The 18,349-nt window shown below is 48.7% G+C and carries 18 protein-coding genes; 5 read left to right on the top strand and 13 right to left on the bottom strand.

The genetic code is table 11. The features are described from left to right. Positions 1–42 precede the first annotated feature (42 nt). Positions 43–1,062, top strand: coding sequence for a P1 family peptidase (locus tag KPC83_RS02405; RefSeq protein ID WP_216278978.1), 1,020 nt, complete (start codon positions 43–45; stop codon positions 1,060–1,062). 52 nt (positions 1,063–1,114) lie between these two features. Here the strand turns inward: KPC83_RS02405 and KPC83_RS02400 are convergent, their stop codons facing one another. Further along, on the bottom strand, positions 1,115–2,197 hold the full coding sequence (locus KPC83_RS02400; RefSeq protein ID WP_253200985.1) for a glycosyltransferase family 2 protein: 1,083 nt from the start codon (positions 2,195–2,197) through the stop codon (positions 1,115–1,117). Further along, entirely contained in the window at positions 2,169–2,894 is a 726-nt protein-coding gene (locus tag KPC83_RS02395; RefSeq protein WP_216278977.1) for a UDP-galactopyranose mutase, read from the bottom strand. The genes KPC83_RS02400 and KPC83_RS02395 overlap by 29 nt, the downstream gene beginning before the upstream one ends. 203 nt (positions 2,895–3,097) lie before the next feature. Here KPC83_RS02395 and pta point away from each other — a divergent pair, with 203 nt between their 5' ends. Beyond that, positions 3,098–4,081 carry a phosphate acetyltransferase gene (gene pta / locus KPC83_RS02390; RefSeq protein WP_216278976.1) on the top strand — a complete coding sequence of 328 codons (984 nt, stop codon included), beginning with the start codon at positions 3,098–3,100 and terminating at the stop codon, positions 4,079–4,081. A gap of 177 nt (positions 4,082–4,258) precedes the next feature. Here pta and serB read toward each other — a convergent pair whose 3' ends face one another. The 7 genes from serB to rnd all read right to left on the bottom strand — a co-directional run bounded on the left by serB (position 4,259) and on the right by rnd (position 10,659). Continuing rightward, positions 4,259–4,954, bottom strand: coding sequence for a phosphoserine phosphatase SerB (gene serB, locus KPC83_RS02385; protein ID WP_216278975.1), 696 nt, complete (start codon positions 4,952–4,954; stop codon positions 4,259–4,261). Then, entirely contained in the window at positions 4,955–6,124 is a 1,170-nt protein-coding gene (locus KPC83_RS02380; RefSeq protein ID WP_216278974.1) for an acetate/propionate family kinase, read from the bottom strand. 290 nt (positions 6,125–6,414) lie between these two features. Beyond that, positions 6,415–6,759 (bottom strand): HIT domain-containing protein, encoded by a 345-nt coding sequence (locus KPC83_RS02375; RefSeq protein WP_216278973.1) that lies wholly within the window; start codon positions 6,757–6,759, stop codon positions 6,415–6,417. Between the two features lie 90 nt (positions 6,760–6,849). Next, positions 6,850–7,116 carry an exodeoxyribonuclease VII small subunit gene (gene xseB / locus KPC83_RS02370; RefSeq protein ID WP_216278972.1) on the bottom strand — a complete coding sequence of 89 codons (267 nt, stop codon included), beginning with the start codon at positions 7,114–7,116 and terminating at the stop codon, positions 6,850–6,852. 15 nt (positions 7,117–7,131) lie between these two features. Beyond that, complete coding sequence (gene xseA, locus KPC83_RS02365) at positions 7,132–8,577, bottom strand: exodeoxyribonuclease VII large subunit (protein ID WP_216278971.1); 1,446 nt, start codon at positions 8,575–8,577, stop codon at positions 7,132–7,134. Positions 8,578–8,685: 108 nt separating this feature from the next. Next, the gene (locus tag KPC83_RS02360; RefSeq protein WP_216278970.1) at positions 8,686–9,408 is read right to left on the bottom strand and encodes a zinc metallopeptidase; all 723 of its coding nucleotides are present in this window, start codon (positions 9,406–9,408) and stop codon (positions 8,686–8,688) included. A 117-nt stretch (positions 9,409–9,525) separates the two neighbouring features. After that, complete coding sequence (rnd, locus tag KPC83_RS02355) at positions 9,526–10,659, bottom strand: ribonuclease D (RefSeq protein WP_216278969.1); 1,134 nt, start codon at positions 10,657–10,659, stop codon at positions 9,526–9,528. A gap of 91 nt (positions 10,660–10,750) precedes the next feature. Between rnd and KPC83_RS02350 the strand changes: the two genes are divergently transcribed. Then, a complete protein-coding gene (locus KPC83_RS02350; RefSeq protein WP_216278968.1) occupies positions 10,751–11,695 on the top strand; it encodes a diacylglycerol kinase family protein in 945 nt (314 codons plus the stop codon). On the opposite strand, the gene KPC83_RS02345 is transcribed toward KPC83_RS02350, so the two are convergent. Genes KPC83_RS02345 through KPC83_RS02335 form a run of 3 tightly spaced genes read right to left on the bottom strand, consistent with a single transcriptional unit; the run spans position 11,669 to position 14,961 of the window. Continuing rightward, positions 11,669–12,415, bottom strand: coding sequence for an energy-coupling factor transporter transmembrane protein EcfT (locus KPC83_RS02345; protein WP_216278967.1), 747 nt, complete (start codon positions 12,413–12,415; stop codon positions 11,669–11,671). The two genes, KPC83_RS02350 and KPC83_RS02345, sit on opposite strands and share 27 nt — an antisense overlap. Continuing rightward, positions 12,408–14,351, bottom strand: coding sequence for an ABC transporter ATP-binding protein (locus KPC83_RS02340; protein WP_253200984.1), 1,944 nt, complete (start codon positions 14,349–14,351; stop codon positions 12,408–12,410). The genes KPC83_RS02345 and KPC83_RS02340 overlap by 8 nt, the downstream gene beginning before the upstream one ends. 31 nt (positions 14,352–14,382) lie before the next feature. After that, positions 14,383–14,961 (bottom strand): hypothetical protein, encoded by a 579-nt coding sequence (locus KPC83_RS02335; protein ID WP_216278966.1) that lies wholly within the window; start codon positions 14,959–14,961, stop codon positions 14,383–14,385. A gap of 522 nt (positions 14,962–15,483) precedes the next feature. On the opposite strand from KPC83_RS02335, the gene KPC83_RS02330 reads away from it, so the two are divergent. Beyond that, positions 15,484–16,419: an RsmB/NOP family class I SAM-dependent RNA methyltransferase gene (locus KPC83_RS02330; protein ID WP_216278965.1), complete on the top strand. Its 936-nt coding sequence runs from the start codon at positions 15,484–15,486 to the stop codon at positions 16,417–16,419. A gap of 43 nt (positions 16,420–16,462) precedes the next feature. Here KPC83_RS02330 and KPC83_RS02325 read toward each other — a convergent pair whose 3' ends face one another. Further along, a complete protein-coding gene (locus KPC83_RS02325) occupies positions 16,463–16,615 on the bottom strand; it encodes a hypothetical protein (RefSeq protein ID WP_216278964.1) in 153 nt (50 codons plus the stop codon). A 176-nt stretch (positions 16,616–16,791) separates the two neighbouring features. Here KPC83_RS02325 and KPC83_RS02320 point away from each other — a divergent pair, with 176 nt between their 5' ends. Then, positions 16,792–17,829, top strand: coding sequence for a hypothetical protein (locus tag KPC83_RS02320; protein WP_253200982.1), 1,038 nt, complete (start codon positions 16,792–16,794; stop codon positions 17,827–17,829). Positions 17,830–18,349 lie beyond the last annotated feature (520 nt).

The following is an 18,349-nucleotide window of genomic DNA, read 5'->3' as shown; positions in this document are numbered from 1 at the left end:
ATGCGCTACACCCTATGCCTCAACGTCACAGAAACGAGCGCCATGAGCCTTACTCCTTTTCCCATCGCCGCCATTGACGGCTTTTATATCGGACACTGGACTAACTCCGATGCAGGTACCGGCTGCACCGCTATTGTGTGCCCAAACGGAGCAAGCGGCGGCGTAGATATACGCGGTGGAGCGCCTGCAACCCGAGAAACAGACCTCTTGCGACCTGAACAAACCGTTAATCAGGTGCATGCAGTCATGCTTTCGGGCGGCTCACTTTTTGGTCTTGAAGCAGCGTCGGGTGCCGCCGCCGAGCTTGAACGGCGCGGCATTGGTCTTGATACTGGTATTGCCAGAGCGCCTATTGTAGTTGCTGCAAGTCTGTTTGACCTTGCTTTTGCTGATTCGCACACCCGTCCAAACGCTGAGGCAGGCACTTTGGCGGTTTGTGATGCACTCGATCAAGTACACACCGAAGTTTTGGAGGGTAATATTGGTGCAGGAACCGGAGCTACGGTTGGCAAACTTCTAGGACCTAAGCACGTTATGAAAGCTGGCCTTGGGGCGCGAGCCTTTGCCTTAGACGAACTTCAAATTGGAGCAATTGCTGCAGTTAATGCCTGCGGCAATGTCTTTGATCCAAGCACCCACCAAGTATTAGCAGGTGTTAGAAAGCATGCAGATAGTACCGAGATTCTTGATATGGAAGAGCTTATGCTTGAACGTGGCACCAAGATGAGCATGCCACTTGAGCGCATGGCGCGCAGTAATACCACTATTTCGTGCATTATCACCAATGCCGAGCTCACTAAAGCCGAGGCCACCAAGCTCGCTCAAATGGCAGCTGATGCCTATGCTCACTGCATCAGACCCACCCATACCACCAACGACGGAGACGCTATTTTTGTATTAGCATCAGGCACTCTTGGCAAAGCAAGCGCTGTCTACCCGCTCGACCTTATGGGACTCATTGCAACGCGCTCACTAGAAGCGGCGCTTGTTGCCGGTGTGAAGTGCGCTCACACAAGCCATGGCATTGTGGGCTATGCAAGCCTACACCATAGCAGCTCATAACAGCTGCGCCGCATACTCGCGTGCACATCCCATATTCGCGCGTGTACACGTGCTAGTTAAACTTAAAAATTTTACCTGCTAGATGATAGAGCGCCAAAGTTGTGCGCTCCCCTAGGCGTGTAGGCAAATTAGACCCCAGACCCAAAAAACCATAACGCGCATGACGATACATGCGCGCATCATAGTCCTTTAACTCATGCCAGAGTGCTTCAAGCTTGCCCGGAATCTCAGGGTCATCTGACAGCTTTGAAAACACGCTGCAAATCACCATCATCATATTAAAATAACCCATCATATAGCGTTGAAGCTTTATCGATGAGACATCATCAAAGAGATGGTAAGCCTGCATCAGAATACGGGTAACCCTAAACTGCTGATCGAGCCGCCCTACCATAGTCTTTTCGTTAACGCTTTGACCCTCTCGACCAATAAAATAGCGATATAGGTCAATATCGGCGTAATACATAGTTTTACAGCGTGGAAGTGGAACATATGCATAAATGTTATCGACGTAAAAAGTATGCGCCGGCATAGGGAGCTCTGACTCACGCAAAATATCACAGCGATAGCAGAGGCTATGCATCAACAGGTTTTGACTCGGCAAAAAGCGACCAATTTCGTCCCAGCTAAATATGCGCTTGCGCGGAAGAGCACCGCGATAATTGATGGCGGTATGAGTTCCCTCATATACCTTTTCATATACATAGTTTGAAATAAGCAAATCAACCCGCTGGTCACGCTCTACAAAGCCGCGCAACAGCTGCAACAACATCTGTAGTGCCTGGGCATCAAGCCAGTCATCAGAATCAACAACCTTATAGTAAACACCTTGAGCTTCACGCAGACCAGCAAGCACTGCCATACCATGCCCGCCGTTTTCTTGATGAACCACGCGCACCAGCTCTGGATAACGCTCGGCCCACGCATCTGCCTGCACGCCTGTTGAATCTTGCGAACCATCATCTACAACAATGATTTCAATATCATCGGCATAGTTTGACCCCTCTAAAATGGAAGTCACACAGCGGTCGATATCTTTCTCAGCGTTATAACTTGGAATACCAAAACTCAAAATCTTTGAGTTTGAAAGACCTGCAGGGTTTAGCTCATTTGACATGGCAGGTGATAAGTTCATCAGAAAGCTCCAACGCAGACTCAATCTCTGCGTCCATATCGTAGTAACAATACTCAGCTAAGCGACCTACCGGATGGAAATTGATAATATCTCCGACGCGCTCAAGATAGCGATTATAGAGGTCACGACTGTTTGATTCAAGTTTTGTATAAAAAGCATGCTCAAGCGTTGATTCAAAGTAAAGTTTTCCCTCATCAAAGGCAAAAAGCTCATCGAGTGCCCCCGTATAGACAAGCTCTCCTCCAAAGGGCTGACCTAACAGTGACGTATAGGTTTCATGAATTGATACAAGCTGACAGGCATCAACATTGCAAAATACATCAATGAGGTCGTGATTGAGCATGCGCTCAAAAAGCGCCGTATAGCCATTTTTAGGCTGATATGGCTGACGTGTTTCCTCAGCTGCTGACTGCTTCGATTTACACCATGAGGTAAAACGCGACAAAAAGCTAAATACACGCTCGCTTTTACTTTGGTAGACACGAGAGCCATACGGTTGAATTAAACTTCCATCGTCACGCAGATAATCATATGCAAGGCCTGCAACATGTCCCTGACGCTCAAAAACGGCAATATGAAAACCCAAAACCTCTGCAATACGACGCGCACACACTGAGCCTGCACAACCAGCACCTACGACAACCATGTCATAGTAATGCGGATTAAAGCCCCGCGGTATGCCAGAGCTTATAGCCATCGGTGCTCCTTAACCCGTCCGTGCAAACCTAACAAAATCGAATATCTACTCGATACCGTTTCCTTCAGTCGTATAATGAACCGTGCACCAAAGGCTATGCTCAGGCTTTACCCACTATGACGAAAGTGTCACGCGCTTATGTTGTGCGTGGCATCACGGACAACGGAGCTAAAACTGGGCATGATTGAATCGCGAGGAGCGATATGAGTGACTTTTTGACACGTATGAAACAGGCTGCTCAGGCAGACAAAAAAACTATTGTCTTGCCTGAGGGTGAAGACCCTCGGACCCTTGAGGCCGCACGAACCATTTTGGCAGAAGACCTCGCTCATATTGTTATCTTAGGCGACCCCCAAACAATTGACGTTCCGGGAGCCACGGTGCTCAATCCAAAAACTGACGAGCGCTGCGAAGCATATGCACAAAAATTTGCAGAGCTCCGCGCAAAAAAAGGTGTCACTATTGAGCAGGCACGTGCACAGGTTATGGATGCAACCTATTTTGGCACCATGATGGTCAAGATGGGCGACGCTGATGGCCTAGTTTCGGGTGCTTGCCACTCTACAGCCGATACGCTGCGCCCAGCACTCCAAATTTTAAAAACGGCACCTGGCACCAAACTAGTGAGTGCCTTCTTTGTTATGTGTACCAAAACTCCTGAGTTTGGCGCAGATGGCACGCTTATCTTTGCCGACTGCGGTCTTAACATTGCACCAACTGCTGATGAGCTGGCAGAAATCGCTCTTGCAAGCGCTCAGTCGTGGACTTCATTTATGGGCGATGTTGAACCACGCGTAGCTATGCTTTCATATTCAACCATGGGCTCAGCAGGTGGCGACGTTGCAAAAAAGGTACAAGAGGCCACCGCTTTTGCTCAAGAACGTGCACCCCAGTTGGCACTCGATGGCGATCTGCAGCTTGATGCAGCACTTGTTCCTGAGGTAGCTGCGCTCAAAGCGCCTCAGAGCCCAGTAGCTGGCAAGGCAAATGTACTTGTTTTCCCCGACCTAGAAGCAGGCAATATTGGCTATAAGTTGGTTCAGCGTTTTGGTGCTGCCGAGGCCTATGGTCCCATTCTGCAAGGCATTGCAAGCCCCGTCAATGACCTGTCGCGCGGCTGCTCAGCCGATGACATTGTTGGTGTTGTAGCTATTACCGCCGTACAAGCACAAATGAGCTCGCGCTAGAGGGAAGGTTAAACGCGCCTGAGTGCCAACTCTGGATGTTCAGGTGAACTGAGTACTCAGAAGATATACAGCACCCAGCACTCACACCCTAGCATATAGTATGTTCAACCCTGCGCACCTTTTGAGGAGATGCACAGGGTTTTTTTATTTTCAAGCTCATATAGTTTTGAAGCGCCCTTAATTTTTAACAGCGTTTTGCTTTGCAGCAATAATATCGAGCGCATGCATAAGATTGCGCTCATCAATATGATGAGGTGCTGCAGCCACCGTTGCTGGCTTTGCGCAAAACGCAATACCTATTCCTGCTGATTGAATCATAGGAATATCATTTGCGCCATCTCCAATGGCTACCGTATGGCTTAAAGGAATACCCATCTGGTTTGCCCATGTCCTCAGAGCTTCTACCTTGGTGTTTTTTGTTACAACTGAGCCCGTAATGCGCCCCGTAAGTATGCCCTGAGCCTGTTCCAGATGATGCGCGCAACAAAAATCAATACCTGCGCGCTCAACTAAAGCATCGGCCACCTCATGAAAACCACCTGAGACCACACCTATCTTCCAGCCGTACTGATGAAGTACCTCTATAAGTTCAAGTGCGCCCGTAGTAAAGCTTATCTGATTAAGCACAGTCTCAAAAATCGAAACTGGCAAACCCTGAAGCAGGGATACGCGTTTTTTTAAGGCCTGAGCAAAGTCAAGCTCTCCGCGCATAGCAGCCTCAGTAAGTACAGCCACCTGCTCTCCAACACCTGCAGCATCACCAAGCAGGTCAATGACCTCTTGGTCAATAAGCGTTGAATCAATATCCATGACCAACAGCCATGGCTCAGATGATAAAGAACGCGCTGGCGCAGCAGAGCAGGAAGCCTTCATTTAGAATGCCAAACGTAGTACGTCTTGTGCAATCATAAACTCTTCGTCGGTTGGGATAACGAGCACCTTCACCGCTGAGTCATCAGCCGAAATAACTCGATCGCCGCGACTAGATGCAAAATTCTTATCAGAGTCGAGCTTGACGCCTAACCATGCAAAGTGCTCACATATTGCTTCACGCAAATTTGCATCGTTTTCACCTAAACCAGCAGTAAACGTTATGGTATCAACTCCGTGCATCGAGCAAATCATGGCAGAAGCCTGAGCAGCAGCCTTATAGGCATATACATCAAATGCCAACTGACAATTCTTATCCCCAGCTTCAATACCCGCACGAACATCGCGCGCATCACTTGAAACGCCTGACACTGCTAAAAGGCCTGACTGCTTATTCATCATGGCATCGACCTCGTCATAGCTATAGCCACCCTCACGCTGCAAATAGCAAACCGTTGCTGGGTCGATGGAGCCACAGCGTGTACCCATCATCAGACCATCAAGGGGTGTTAGACCCATGGTTGTATCGCGGCAAACGCCATCTTCAATAGCACACAACGATGCCCCATTACCTAGATGACATGACAGTAGTTTATGGCATGCATCACCCAAGAGCTCATGAGCGCGCTTCCACTCATAACGATGACTTGTGCCATGTGCACCATACTTGCGCACGTGATAGGTATCAACCACATCTTTAGGAAGTGCATAGGTATAGGCAACAGGCGGCATACTCATATGAAATGAGGTATCAAATACAGCAACATTGGGCAAGTCGGGATAGCTGTTGCGGCAGTAATCAATAACATCAGCCTCACCATAGTTATGAAGCGGTGCGAGGGGTGCCACCTCTAAAATCTTGGCATACACCTCATCATCAACCAGCGCTGAATCCTCAAAATACCAGCCACCCTGAACAATGCGGTGACCAATACCATCAATCGCTACCTGATGGCTCCTCAGATGCTCAAGGACAGCACGAATAGCACTCTTATGATCGGGAAATACCGCATCTTCAGTAATTTTTTCTTCATCACCAATTGCATGCCCAAAAATACCCGTTTCAAGAGTAATGCGCTCGCAGTTGCCCTTTGCAAGAACCGTATTGTTCTCGGTATCCATAAGTTGATACTTTAGGCTTGAACTACCTGCGTTAACCACCAGAATGTTCATATCCGCTCCATCGTCAGAGTTGGTGTACGCCGCCCTAGTTGAACGACTCACACCATCATAGCGTGCAAGACGAATGCGTTACAGTTCAAATTCGCAGTACATGCAGATAGCGAAGCTGTAAACTTTGCGCCGTGGTTGTGCGAACCGTGCGAACCGTGCGCACACCGTGTACGCAGCTTATACATACAACAAAGGCACCAAAACCAAAATGTACGCCAAGCTTCGTCAGCCTTGTTTGTCACGCATTAGGCTTTTGCATAGTCTTGTGTAAGCCGGTAAGCAGATTCAGCTTAGACTTCTGGTAATAGCCCCTCACCAAGCGACGTGCCGCCAAGCACATGAAAATGTAGATGCATAACCGTCTGCCCAGCATCAGCGCCAGCATTTGAAATAACGCGCAAGCCCTGAGTAAGACCTTTGCGTATACCAACTTCACAAATTGCCTTATGCAGTGATACTAAGGTCTCGGGCTCAAGATTACCGGTTATATCTTGTACATGCACCTTAGGCACCACCAAGGTATGTACCGGAGCCTGGGGGTTCATATCATCAAAGGCGATAACCTGATCGTCCTCATATACAGGCTCAACCGGAATTTCATGCTGAGCAATCTTGCAAAAAATGCAGTCACACATACGCACTTCCTTTCAACATAGGGAAACATATCGAACGTATACCATCGTGAGCGCCAAATGGCATACAAAACTATGAACACGTCAGAGCGTCTATAGTGACAGCTCATCCGAGGTATCGGCGGCATCGGTGGGCACAAGTGTCTCTTGACCCTCAGCATCCTTCATAAGAATAGACACGTGCTGTTCGGCACTTGCCAAACGTGAGCGCAGGCTCTTTAACAGCTCGATGCCACGAGTATAGCTTGTAAGCGAATCCTCAAGTTCAAGCTCACCCGACTCTAAATTACGAATAATACGTTCTAGCTCCTGTGATGCCGCTTTGTAGCTCAGTTCTTCGACGGGACTCTGTTCAGACATTGTTCCTCACTTTCTTTACAGATTATTATCTGTTGATTGGACCAAAGAAACACGTGCATGCACGTAGCCATCAGCCAAACGCACCCGAAGCGACGCGCCCACGCTAAAGTCTTTCACTGATGCCGCAACGCCGTGCTCGCCGTATGCAATGGCATAGCCACGTGTTAATACCTTCAATGGTGACAGTGCGTCTAAGCTGGCGGTCGCCGACTGCAAGCGTGCTTGATAGGGATTGGTGAGCTGTGTGCCTCGATGCATAAGCTGGGTATACGAAAGTTCAAGCGTATGTGCCATGTGGGCCAGCTGATGCTGTAAGGCACTCCTCAAACGAGGACTCATGGTCTCTATGGAAAAGCGATGCTCAGACATACACGTATGCATTGTGTGAGCTAAACGATCTGCTGTCTGGTCGAGCTCCATACTTCGCTGAGCAAATACCGCAGTTGGACGTACTAAAACCGGACGCGATGCCCAACTTTCAAGCTGCGCTTTCTTTTGCGAAAGCTGTACCTGCATAAGCTGCTCAAGCCTCTCGGCTGCCATCTGAAAACCTCGCAGTTCATCTCCCACAAGGCTTTTCATATGCTGTTCAAGCCGTTGCGCGCGGCTTTGCAAGACATCAACTAGCTCATGCAAGGCAGGAGCTACCGACTCAGCAGCTGCTGTTGGCGTAGAGGCACGCCTGTCACTCACCATGTCGCAAATTGATGTGTCTGGTTCATGACCAATGCCAGTTATAACCGGAATAGGACAAGCCGCAACAGCACGAGCAAGTGTTTCATCGTTAAAAGTCATGAGGTCTTCAAACGAACCGCCACCACGCACCAACAAAACGCAATCAGGCGCGGGTTGTATATGCCCCACGCGCTCAAGTGCATGAACAAGCTCAGCGGGTGCTCCCTCACCCTGTACACGCGAGCCAACACAGATGAGCTCAACAAGCGGATTACGGCGGCGTAGCGTGCGCTTTACATCATCAATAACAGCACCCGAAAGCGACGTCACTACTGCAACACGTGTACAAAACGCAGGAATTGCTCGCTTGCGGCTAGCCTCCATAAGCCCTTCGCGGCGAAGCTTTTCTGCCAACGCAGCTACTTGCTGGCGCAGCAGTCCCTCACCTGCCAAGCTAAAGCTCTCAACAATAAAGCCCATCTGACCTGTTGGCTTATAAATATTAAACGAACCATTGAGATGAACTTGCATGCCATCGCGCAAATCAAAGTTCCGTTTGGCATACACATATTTCCAGATGCGACACTCCATAGCCGAGCTATCATCTTTAACTTGAAAATAGCAATGCCCACTTCTGGCATGTGGTCCACGAAAACCCGATATTTCTCCTAGAACGGTTATCTTAGGCAAGCTTTCAACAGCGCCAGCAGCAAGCCCCACCGCTTGGCTCACGCTTATCGCATCATCATGTGGTGACGTAGTGCCTTGAAGATTCCAGCTGCTCACACCCTCGCCTTTCGTCTGTATGTATAGTTGTTAAGTCTAGTACATCGTCTGGACATAAGTACTAAGTATGCTTCATAAAGGCTTCATAAGCGCCTCAAGTTGCAAAAGCTAGTCTCTGCTTCGCTGCGTGCGAGCAAGCAGGTAGAGCAGCTGCAAAATACTTGTGAGAGCAGCAGCAACATAGGTGAGCGCTGCAGCGGTGAGCACTTGTTTAGCACCGCGCACCTGCACATCACCCATACCAGATGCTTCAATATATGCAACAGCACGCCGACTTGCATCAATCTCAACCGGCAAGGTCACCACATGGAAAGCCACCGAAAACGCAAATAATGCTATGGCAAGCTGCGTAAGACCTGCTAGATTCATCCAGATACCAGCAAGCAGCACATAAAACCATACGTTTTGTGAAACGTTTACCACTGGCACTAAGGCCGAACGCAGCTTCATGGGAAGATAGGCCGCTGCAGCTTGTGCAGCATGACCCGCTTCATGGCAGGCAACCGCAACGCTTGCAACCGAACCACCATGCAGGTTGTCCTCAGATAGATAGAGTTTATTTGTGCGCGGGTCAAAGTGATCGGTCAAATTTCCCGCAACCGAGCTAATTCCTACCTCGGTACAGTTATGCGCATCAAGCATACGCCGCGCAACCGAAGCCCCTGATTCACCTGTTGTTACTACACGCGACCATTTATTGTACGTGCGTTTAATATAGGATTGCGTTGCCACACCAAGTACCACAGTCAACACAATCAGGGCAAGGTAGAGCGGATCCATGCCATAAAAGCCAAAGCCCCCATAGCCATATCCTAGTCCATAGTTAAACATAGCAACTCCTTCTTGTTTGTTGCTTGTCTTGTACCCACACAAGCTGTGCTGCGCGTCCCCGTTTAGGAGCTTTTTATGAACATGCACCCAGGCATGTGATTACTACAGCAGATACCCTTACAAAATCTCAAGATGCCCGTTAACTGCAGTAAGACCAATATTTCCCTGCAACAAATCATCAATCAGGCTACCTACAAGCTCAAAGCGCCAGCCATCGCGCAGAGGACTCTTTTCAGGCTCGTCCATATAATTCAGCAAATCATCGCGACTTGCAATTAAACTTGCTGCAACCCGAGAGCGCTTTGAAACTAAACGAATGAGCGCGTACATAAGATCAACCACTGACTCACGCTCAGGCGTTGTTATATGACGTGGACGAGGAGGGTGTGGCAACTTTTCTGATGGACATGCCAGACCCCGCGACACCGCATCAAGCGCGCCTTTTATGTCATGAGCCTGCAGGCGCTCAGTGCCGCGCACCCGGCGCAACATGTCATATGTTCTCGGCGGATTCCGAACAAACTCAATCAACACTTCATCGGAAAGCATCCACTTGCGCGGGATATTATATTCCTCAGCGCTTGTCTCACGCCACGCAGCCAACTCACGCGCAATACCCAGCTGACGCCGTGTCAAGGTATTGATGCGTTTCATCTTGAGAAAGGCCAAGCGTGGGTCTTGTACATAATGCTCTAGCTGTGTGTACGGACTAAGCTCATCAAGAACCCAGCTCATTCTCCCTTGCTCCCTCAGTTGCTCTTGAACAACATCAAAGGCTTGAATGAGATAACTTACGTCCTCTGCGGCATAGCGCAGCTGAGAGGGACTCAGCGGACGCACGCTCCAATCGGTTAGCGATTCAGATTTGGCAAGCTCAACCTGACAGTAGCTCTTTATGAGCGCATGATAAGAAATTTGCTGGCGCTCCCCTAAAAATGCTACAGCTATCTGCGTGTCAAAAAGTGGAGCCGGTAAGGTGTCTAAAACAAAATAGAGCGCTTCCATATCTTGCGAGCAGGCATGAAATACTTTCATAATCGCTGGATTTGCCATGAGCCTTGCCAGTGAGCTCAAGTCCTTAATCAGCAAGGGGTCAATAATAGCCACTTCATCACGCGTTGCAATCTGTATAAGGCACAGATGAGGATGAAAAGTCTTTTCGCGAATAAACTCAGTATCAACAGCTATCGCATCATGCTCTGTTGCGCGCTTACAAAACGACTCAAGGTCAGCGGTTGTGGAGATGTACATACAGCACCTAAATTTGAATTGCCCCCGCGCTTCGGGGGTAGGAATATGAACAGAATCACTATACTAGGAATCGCTCAGATAGGAATGCGTTATGCGTTGTCTTATCGTCCATAACCCACAATCGGGACCCCGTTCTGATGAAATCTACGCATTTGCCCATGCTCTTGCAGAAGCGGGAGACGAGGTAGTATTTCGCTATCTTGGCGCACATATGGAGCCGCCCAAGGCCACCGCTGATGCCTTGAGCTTTGATTGCGTAGTTGTATCGGGTGGGGATGGCACGGTTTCAAATGTGCTTGACGAACTGCGCAATACACAAGTGCCTATTCTTGTTTTTCCTTCAGGAACTGCCAATCTATTCTTTAACAATATCGGCAATGCACCAGAGCCTGCCGCTCTTGCTCAAGCATGTCGGCAAGGTAGAACTGTTGATGTAGACATGGGTGAGCTCTCGTGGGTATTACCTGATGGAAGCACCGGACGTCATGGCTTCATTATTATTGCCGGTACTGGCTTCGATGCCGAAATCATGCGCAAAGCCGAAGCAAACCATGGTGACATGGGAGAAATCGCCTATATGCTCTCGGCACTTTTAACACCCGCACCACCGGTTGCGCACTTTGTTATTAAGCACGATGGCCACGTTGATGAACTTGATGGCATTGGCTGTATGGTAGGAAATACCTCAATCTTACAAAACGAAATCAATCTGTTCCCTGACTGCCGTATGGACGATGGTCTTATCGATATTGCAGTTATTCAGCCAGGTAAAACTGTCGAGTTACTCCCTACCGTGCTTGCTGGCGTACTTGACCCAGCAGGCAAAGGGCTCGGACGACCCAACTTTACCTTTTTCCAAGCTCGTGAAGTTGAAGTAAGTGCAACGCCGAGCCTTGGCATGGAATTTGATGGTGAGCTTATTGAAGGTACGCCTCAAACCTTTACCGCACGGGTGCTTCCCCGAGCGCTCAGACTTATCGTTGATGAATTCTCACATCTCGCATATGCCCTAGAACATAACAGCGAGCACCAATAAGAGAATACAACCCATAAGACAGGCAATATCGAGTCCGCGCAAGGGATAGCGCTTAAAACTGCTCTCACGATTTCTCAGGTAAAAACCCCGTTGCTCAGCAGCAAGAGCTGTTGCGTCGGTTTTTCCCACCGACGACACCAGCAAGGGAATACAAAGCGGCAGCATCAACTGTAAACGCTTGAACGGGTTTTTTGCGTCAAACGCCACCCCGCGTGCTGTCTGCGCCTCCATGATGGCGTCCATCTCCTGAGAAAAAACCGGCACAAAGCGCAGTGCTGTAGTAAAGGTAAACGCATAGCGATATGGAATATGCAACAGCTCAACACAGGCATTTGCAACATCGGTGAGCTTGGTTACCATGAGCATGAGCACAAGCGGCAAAGCAACGCCTAATAAACGCAGGCAGGCTTTAGAACCCGTAATAAGCGCTTCATCGGTTACAAAGCCAAGCAGCGGTGTACCCGAACGAACGAGTAACAGCTGTATTAGCAACATCACAAGCACAATAGGAACCAATATCTTCAGCAGTTTAAGCATGGCTGATAGCACGCCCGCGTAGACCGCCAAACCCAAGGTGACACACAAAAAACCTATCAACATGACATAGCTTGAGCTCAAGAGTGTCGAAAAAATAATGGCACTTGCCAGTGCAAGCTTTGCAACAGGATTAAGGCGGTGCAATAAACTGGTACCCGGTCGATAATCGATGACATTAACCATGCTCAATCATCCTCTCAACAAGGCGTACCAACTCAGACACTTCATTAACTGCGCAAAAATCAGAGTTATATGCCGCAAGCCTTTGCGCCAAACGCGTTACCTGCGGCGCTTCAATTGCTGCGCGCGATAGATACTCATCATTTGCAAAAATCTCCGAAGCACTGCCCAATCCCAGCATCTGACCTTCTGCCATAACCATGACACGTGTTGCAAAGTCGCTCACAACTTCCATGTCATGGCAGACCATAATTACAGCAGTCCCCTGCTGAGCCATATCAACGACCGTTTGCATAACCGTCATACATTCACGGTAATCAAGGCCAGATGTTGGCTCATCAAGCAGCACAACATCGGGTTGCATTACACAAACGCTTGCCAAGGCTACCATCTGGCGCTGACCACGTGACAGCGAAAAAGGCGAGACATCTGCCGGTAGACCAAACTGCTGAATTGTTGCATGTGCTCGCGCTTGCGCCTCTTTAGAAGGGGTGCCAGTTAGCTCGAGCCCAAAAGCAACCTCACTTAAAACGCTATCTTTACAAATTTGACGGTCGGGATTTTGAAACAGCGTAGCAACATGGCGTGCAAGCACGCTCGTTGGCGTATCCTGCGTATCAAAACCTGCAATATGAACAGAGCCTTGACGCGGTTTAAGCAAACCATTCAAGAGCTTTGTAAGCGTTGTTTTTCCTGCACCGTTTTGACCAACAATAGCCAACACATCACCTGGATACACCTTACAGCTCAGCTGCTTAACAGCAGGGCGGCTGTCTCCATAGGCAAAACTCACCCGATTAAGCTCTACCACAGGAGATACAGACTGAGTATCTGCATCTCCATCGCACGCGTCACCATGTGATGCTTGAGCAGACGGTGTTTGCGGGCAATCTGGGGTGTTCGTATGTAAGGCTGCATGAGAAGAGTGAGAGAATTGCTCCTGTTGTTGTAGCTCTCGAACAGGGTTTTGATGACTTATGAGCGCAGATATTTCTACATATGCCCTATCAACATCAAGCCAAGGCTGTGCTTTCGCTCCTACATAGCCATCGCGTTGAAGTGAGTTGCCTATGCGAACGGTGCGCGGCGAATCAACACCAATCGAGCGCAGCGTTTCTGACTGAGAAAATACCTCAAGCGGCGTACCCACGAGTGCTAGGCTGCCTTGATGCATCACCGCAATGCGCGAACAATACTTTGAGAGCAGCGCAACCTTTTGCTCAACTACAACAATCGTTATGCCTAAATCTCGGTTAAGCTCACGCAAAATCTCAAACACCATCGATGAGCTCTCAGGGTCAAGCGCTGCAGTTGGCTCGTCAAGAACCATCACCTGCGGCTGTAAGGCAAGAATGGCTGCTATGGCAACTTTTTGCTTCTGTCCACCTGAGAGTGTGGCAATCTCGCGGTCTTTCAAATCGAGAATACCAACACGCTTAAGCGCCCTATCTATACGCGCAGAAATATCTGCATGGTCAACCCCAAAGTTTTCAAGACCAAATAGGAGCTCGTCAAGAACAACCGATGCCACCATTTGCGTATCAATGTCTTGCAGCACGCTTCCCACCACGCGTGAAATATCAGTGAGGCTTATCTCGCAGGTATCGGTACCATTGAGATAGATTGCACCATAAAGCGCCCCTCCAAAGTGATGTGGAATAGCACCTGAAAGCGTGCTCATGAGCGTCGATTTTCCAGCACCCGAAGGTCCTATGATGCCCAGAAACTCACCCGCCTGAATATCAAGGCTCAAATCCTTCAAGGCTCGCCCAGCACGTTGCTGATAACGATAACTTACATCCTCAAGCCGCAAGAGAGGCTGTACAGTTTTCTCAGGCTGTAAGGGATGTACAGGCGAATGTGTAGGTGCTGGCGCCAAACCCCGCTCGCTCATGCGGGCGGGGGTTGTAGCTGGGCTCTGCGTAGAGTTAGCGCTCATGAATGCCTTCCATCAAAGAGTGTATCGGCGCTTAGTTTTCCAGTTTGAGCGCAGCTTTGATAGGCAAATAAAGTGCTGCCACAAGAACAGCATTAAAGGCAGCCGTCGCAAAAATAACTGGCAGCATAGCGGCTGGCAACACAGCAACCATCTCAGGAGCAAAACCCGTGGTAGCAAGCTTAATTACCATAAAAATGATGCCAGAGATAGCGGTAGTTACAAAGGTTCCAACTGCAGGAATAACAAGGCTTTTGCTGCCGCTGCTCTGAGCCTTTACAAAGAGCGCCATAATAACTGCTGCAATTCCCTCAGCTGCAAAGTCAATAAAAGGTGAGGTTGTTGTAATCTGAATAACAGCTGCCGAAATAAGGCCAATCACCAAAGCCTGCACAAGATTTGGACGTACAACTAAAATGGTGAGGCAGAAGGCGGAAATGATGAACTCAGGGCTAATGGCATTAGCGGTGAGTGCTGCAATGGACTTTCCTACCGTAAAGTTAAGGATAAAGCCGGCTGCCAAAAGAACCGCCAACAATACAAGGGACTTAATATCAAGCGCAGAGGTGGAGTTAGCAGATACGGTGCGGGGATTTTGAGTTGATGCGGTCATGATTTAATCCTTTCAATAAAACTCAATACAAAAAAGTGTTTGAAGGTACAACTACAGCAGGGGCGCGTGATGCGTTGCTCAAACTGATAGACGGATGGTTTGCGGGTGCCTCAAACAAAAAAAGACCCCCGGTCAAACCGGAGGCCTCAGAAATACCAGATAGGTATGAAGGACTCACCGCCGACCAGACGAGCTCACATCACGCCACCACCAGTTGTTGTTAAGCTGTTGCAACATGTGATGGCTCCTCTCGGTCATCGGGGACGTTTATTGAGCGAAACTATAGCACAGTTTTTAGGTCGCGCAAGAATGATAAGCTATGGTTTCTAATATGTTTCAGCATGAGCATAATGGGTGTTTACACTTGCAATACTCATCTGCAATGCCCACCTGCAATGCCCATCTGCAACATGCATCTGCAATACCTACCTGCAACACCGGTTTAGCCACCAGCAATACTACTAAGCACATAGTTCACAAGCTTTGATAAGCTAGAGATATACACGTCTATGAGGAGCACGTATGTCTGAATTCCCCCATCTCATTGAAGCGTATCTTGCTGAGTGTGACGCAAACACAGCAGAGCGTCTACGCAAAGGATATAGAGATGCCCAAATGCGTCCCACAACACTGAGAGCAAATACCCTCAAAGCAAGCAAACACGAAGTGGCAGCAGCACTTCGTGAGGCTGGTATCGCCTTTGAGCGTGTGCCGTGGTATGAAGATGCCTTTGTATTGCCCGATACGCTCAACAGCAAAGACCTATGGGGACTGGAGATATATCAACGGGGCGGTATCTACTTACAAAGTCTATCGTCTATGTTGCCGCCGCTTGCGTTTGGGTCTATGGGGACAAGCGATATTCTTGATATGTGTGCAGCTCCAGGCGGTAAGACAAGCCAACTTGCCGCTCTTAACCCGCATGCGCATATCACTGCCTGCGAGCTTAAAGGCATACGAGCAGAAAAGCTCAAGCACAATCTCAACAAACAGGGAGCTCATAACGTTATCGTTATGAAAACTGATGCGCGCAAGCTCGATAGTTTCTTCTCGTTTGATGCTATTTTGCTTGATGCACCCTGCACCGGAAGCGGAACCTATCGGGCGCATGATGTGCAACACGGTGCCCGCATAACACCTGCGCTGCTTGCCAAAGTACTCAAATCACAGCAGGCGCTCCTTGAGCGTGGATTGAGTATTTTGAAGCCAGGTGGAACCCTAATATATTCAACCTGTTCTATTTTGCCAGCAGAAAACGACACCATGGTGCAAAGCGTTTTAGCGAAGAAACGCTTTAGCAGCTACTCAATTAAACCCGTTTTAGCCGATGAAATATGGCGAAGTGGCAGCTACCCCCTACCGCTTATTGATGACACGCGAAACCTACAAACGGTCTCGCTGGCACCGAGTAAATATTTTGAAGGCTTTTATCTTGCGCGCATAGTGCGCGAAGCATAACAACTATGCATTAAAGGCAGAATTGACTAGTTATAGTTATGCATTAGAAGGAGTTGTCACGATTTGAAAATGACCCTGTGTCACGGCTCTGACGCCGCTTATCTTTAAGTGTGCTAAACGCAAAATAGAGCGCTGCAACAGCTGCTATTGCAAGAACACACACTATGACAGGCCCTGCGACCTCAGCCATTAACATGAGTATCACCTTTCGGTAGTTTGTTAGGCAGACTCAGCTTAACAGATGTAGCTCTCGTGCCCAAAAGTCTCACGACGACTTACAAAACAGTCACGGGCTTTCTTGTGGTATAAAAGCTAACCTATTATTTATAAGAAGAGAGTCAGAATCTCTCGCATAACCTGAAAAGGAGGATTATGAGCAGCATCGATACCGACCTCTTGTTTGGAGCTGCCGAGCCGGACTTTGAGTCAGCTCCTCCTTTGCCAGTTAATTTGTCTGACAACATTGATGCAAGTGTAGATTTTTCTGAAGTCCAGCTTGATTCAGAACTCACCGAGCAAAGTCTTGCCGAAGCTCCTTCTGGTGTGCTCGCACTTGACCCCACACCCATTGAGGGTCGCTTGCGCCATGTTGCACTGTCTGTTCCGGAAGAGATTGAAGAGTGCAGCGGTTTCACTCTTTTTGGACGGCGTATTCGCTCGTTGCTCTATACCACAGACGTTGCGGTTATTAAGAACTCCAACGCAGACGCCATATTTGCTGTCTATCCCTTTACTGGTCAGCCAGCCATTACACAGGCGCTGCTAACCGTTGCTGAAGCACCTGTCTTTGTGGGTGTCGGCGGCGGCAAAACCAACGGAAAGCGCTCAGTACAACTTGCAGCAATTTCTGAAATGCAGGGAGCGGCAGGAGTTATTGTTAACTCCCCAGCAAAGCCCGATATGGTAGACCAGATTGCCAATTTTGTTGACATTCCAGTGGTGGCTACTGTTCTAAAGTGCGATGCCCTAGCTCATGCAAAAATTGCAGCCGGAGCCAAAATTATCAACGTTGCCGCTGGCAAAGACACACCCAAGGTGTTGCGCGAACTGCGAGCACACTATCCCAATATGCCCCTGATTGCCACCAGTGGTAAATCTGCTGAGTCTATTCGCGAGACCATTGCAGCTGGAGCCAATGCTATTATTTGGACCCCGCCTTCCGCGCAGCAACTCCAAACCGATATGATGAAACGCTATCGCGCAGCAGAAGAGGCGCCTGGTCCTGACCCAACGGAAGCTATCTTTGACCCTGTCAGTGCTGCTGATGTTAATCCACTTGAAAATACACCTGCTGATATTCCTATTCCTGATGAGCTTATCGCCCGCGGGCATAGTGTGCATGAATCAACCCATACCCGTCAAAGCCCGCTTGGGTTCTTCTTCTCCCGGAGACGACGGAATCACCGGTAGAGTTGTTACGAGCTGATTTGTTGCGGGCGAATTCATTACGAGCAAAGGCTTACCACAAGAATTGTTGCAAGCAGATTGTTGCGAGTAAGATGTTAACAGCATAGCGGTTACAGGTTGATACAGACTTTACGCGACGGGATTTGGATAACTCAGTTAGCATCTTGTACTTAGTGAATGAAGGTTCGAGGACCAGTGTAGGTGCAAATGAGCATCAATAAACTACCCCTGTCGTTTTTGCAAAAGCTACAGGTCTGATGTCTGTGTAATACTCCTGGCCTGCATGTTGGCAAAACTGACGAGTTTGACGCTCAGATTACCCCTCTGACCTGCGCGATGGCAAAAATGACTAATTTGACGCAAAAGACTGTCATTTTTGACGAGTTTGACGTAAAGAGACAGATGTTAACCTATTTTCAGCTCATCTACCTGCAGCTTTACTAATTAAATATCAACCCGCTGGGTTATATAGAGTACTTTTTCGTCATTTTTGCCAAAACGACAGATGTGAGATATTGCACAG

Source organism: Collinsella sp. zg1085 (assembly GCF_018889955.1).
Taxonomy (GTDB): domain Bacteria; phylum Actinomycetota; class Coriobacteriia; order Coriobacteriales; family Coriobacteriaceae; genus Collinsella.
Note: the sequence above shows the minus strand (reverse complement) of the source record. Positions and strands in the feature narration are given on the sequence as shown.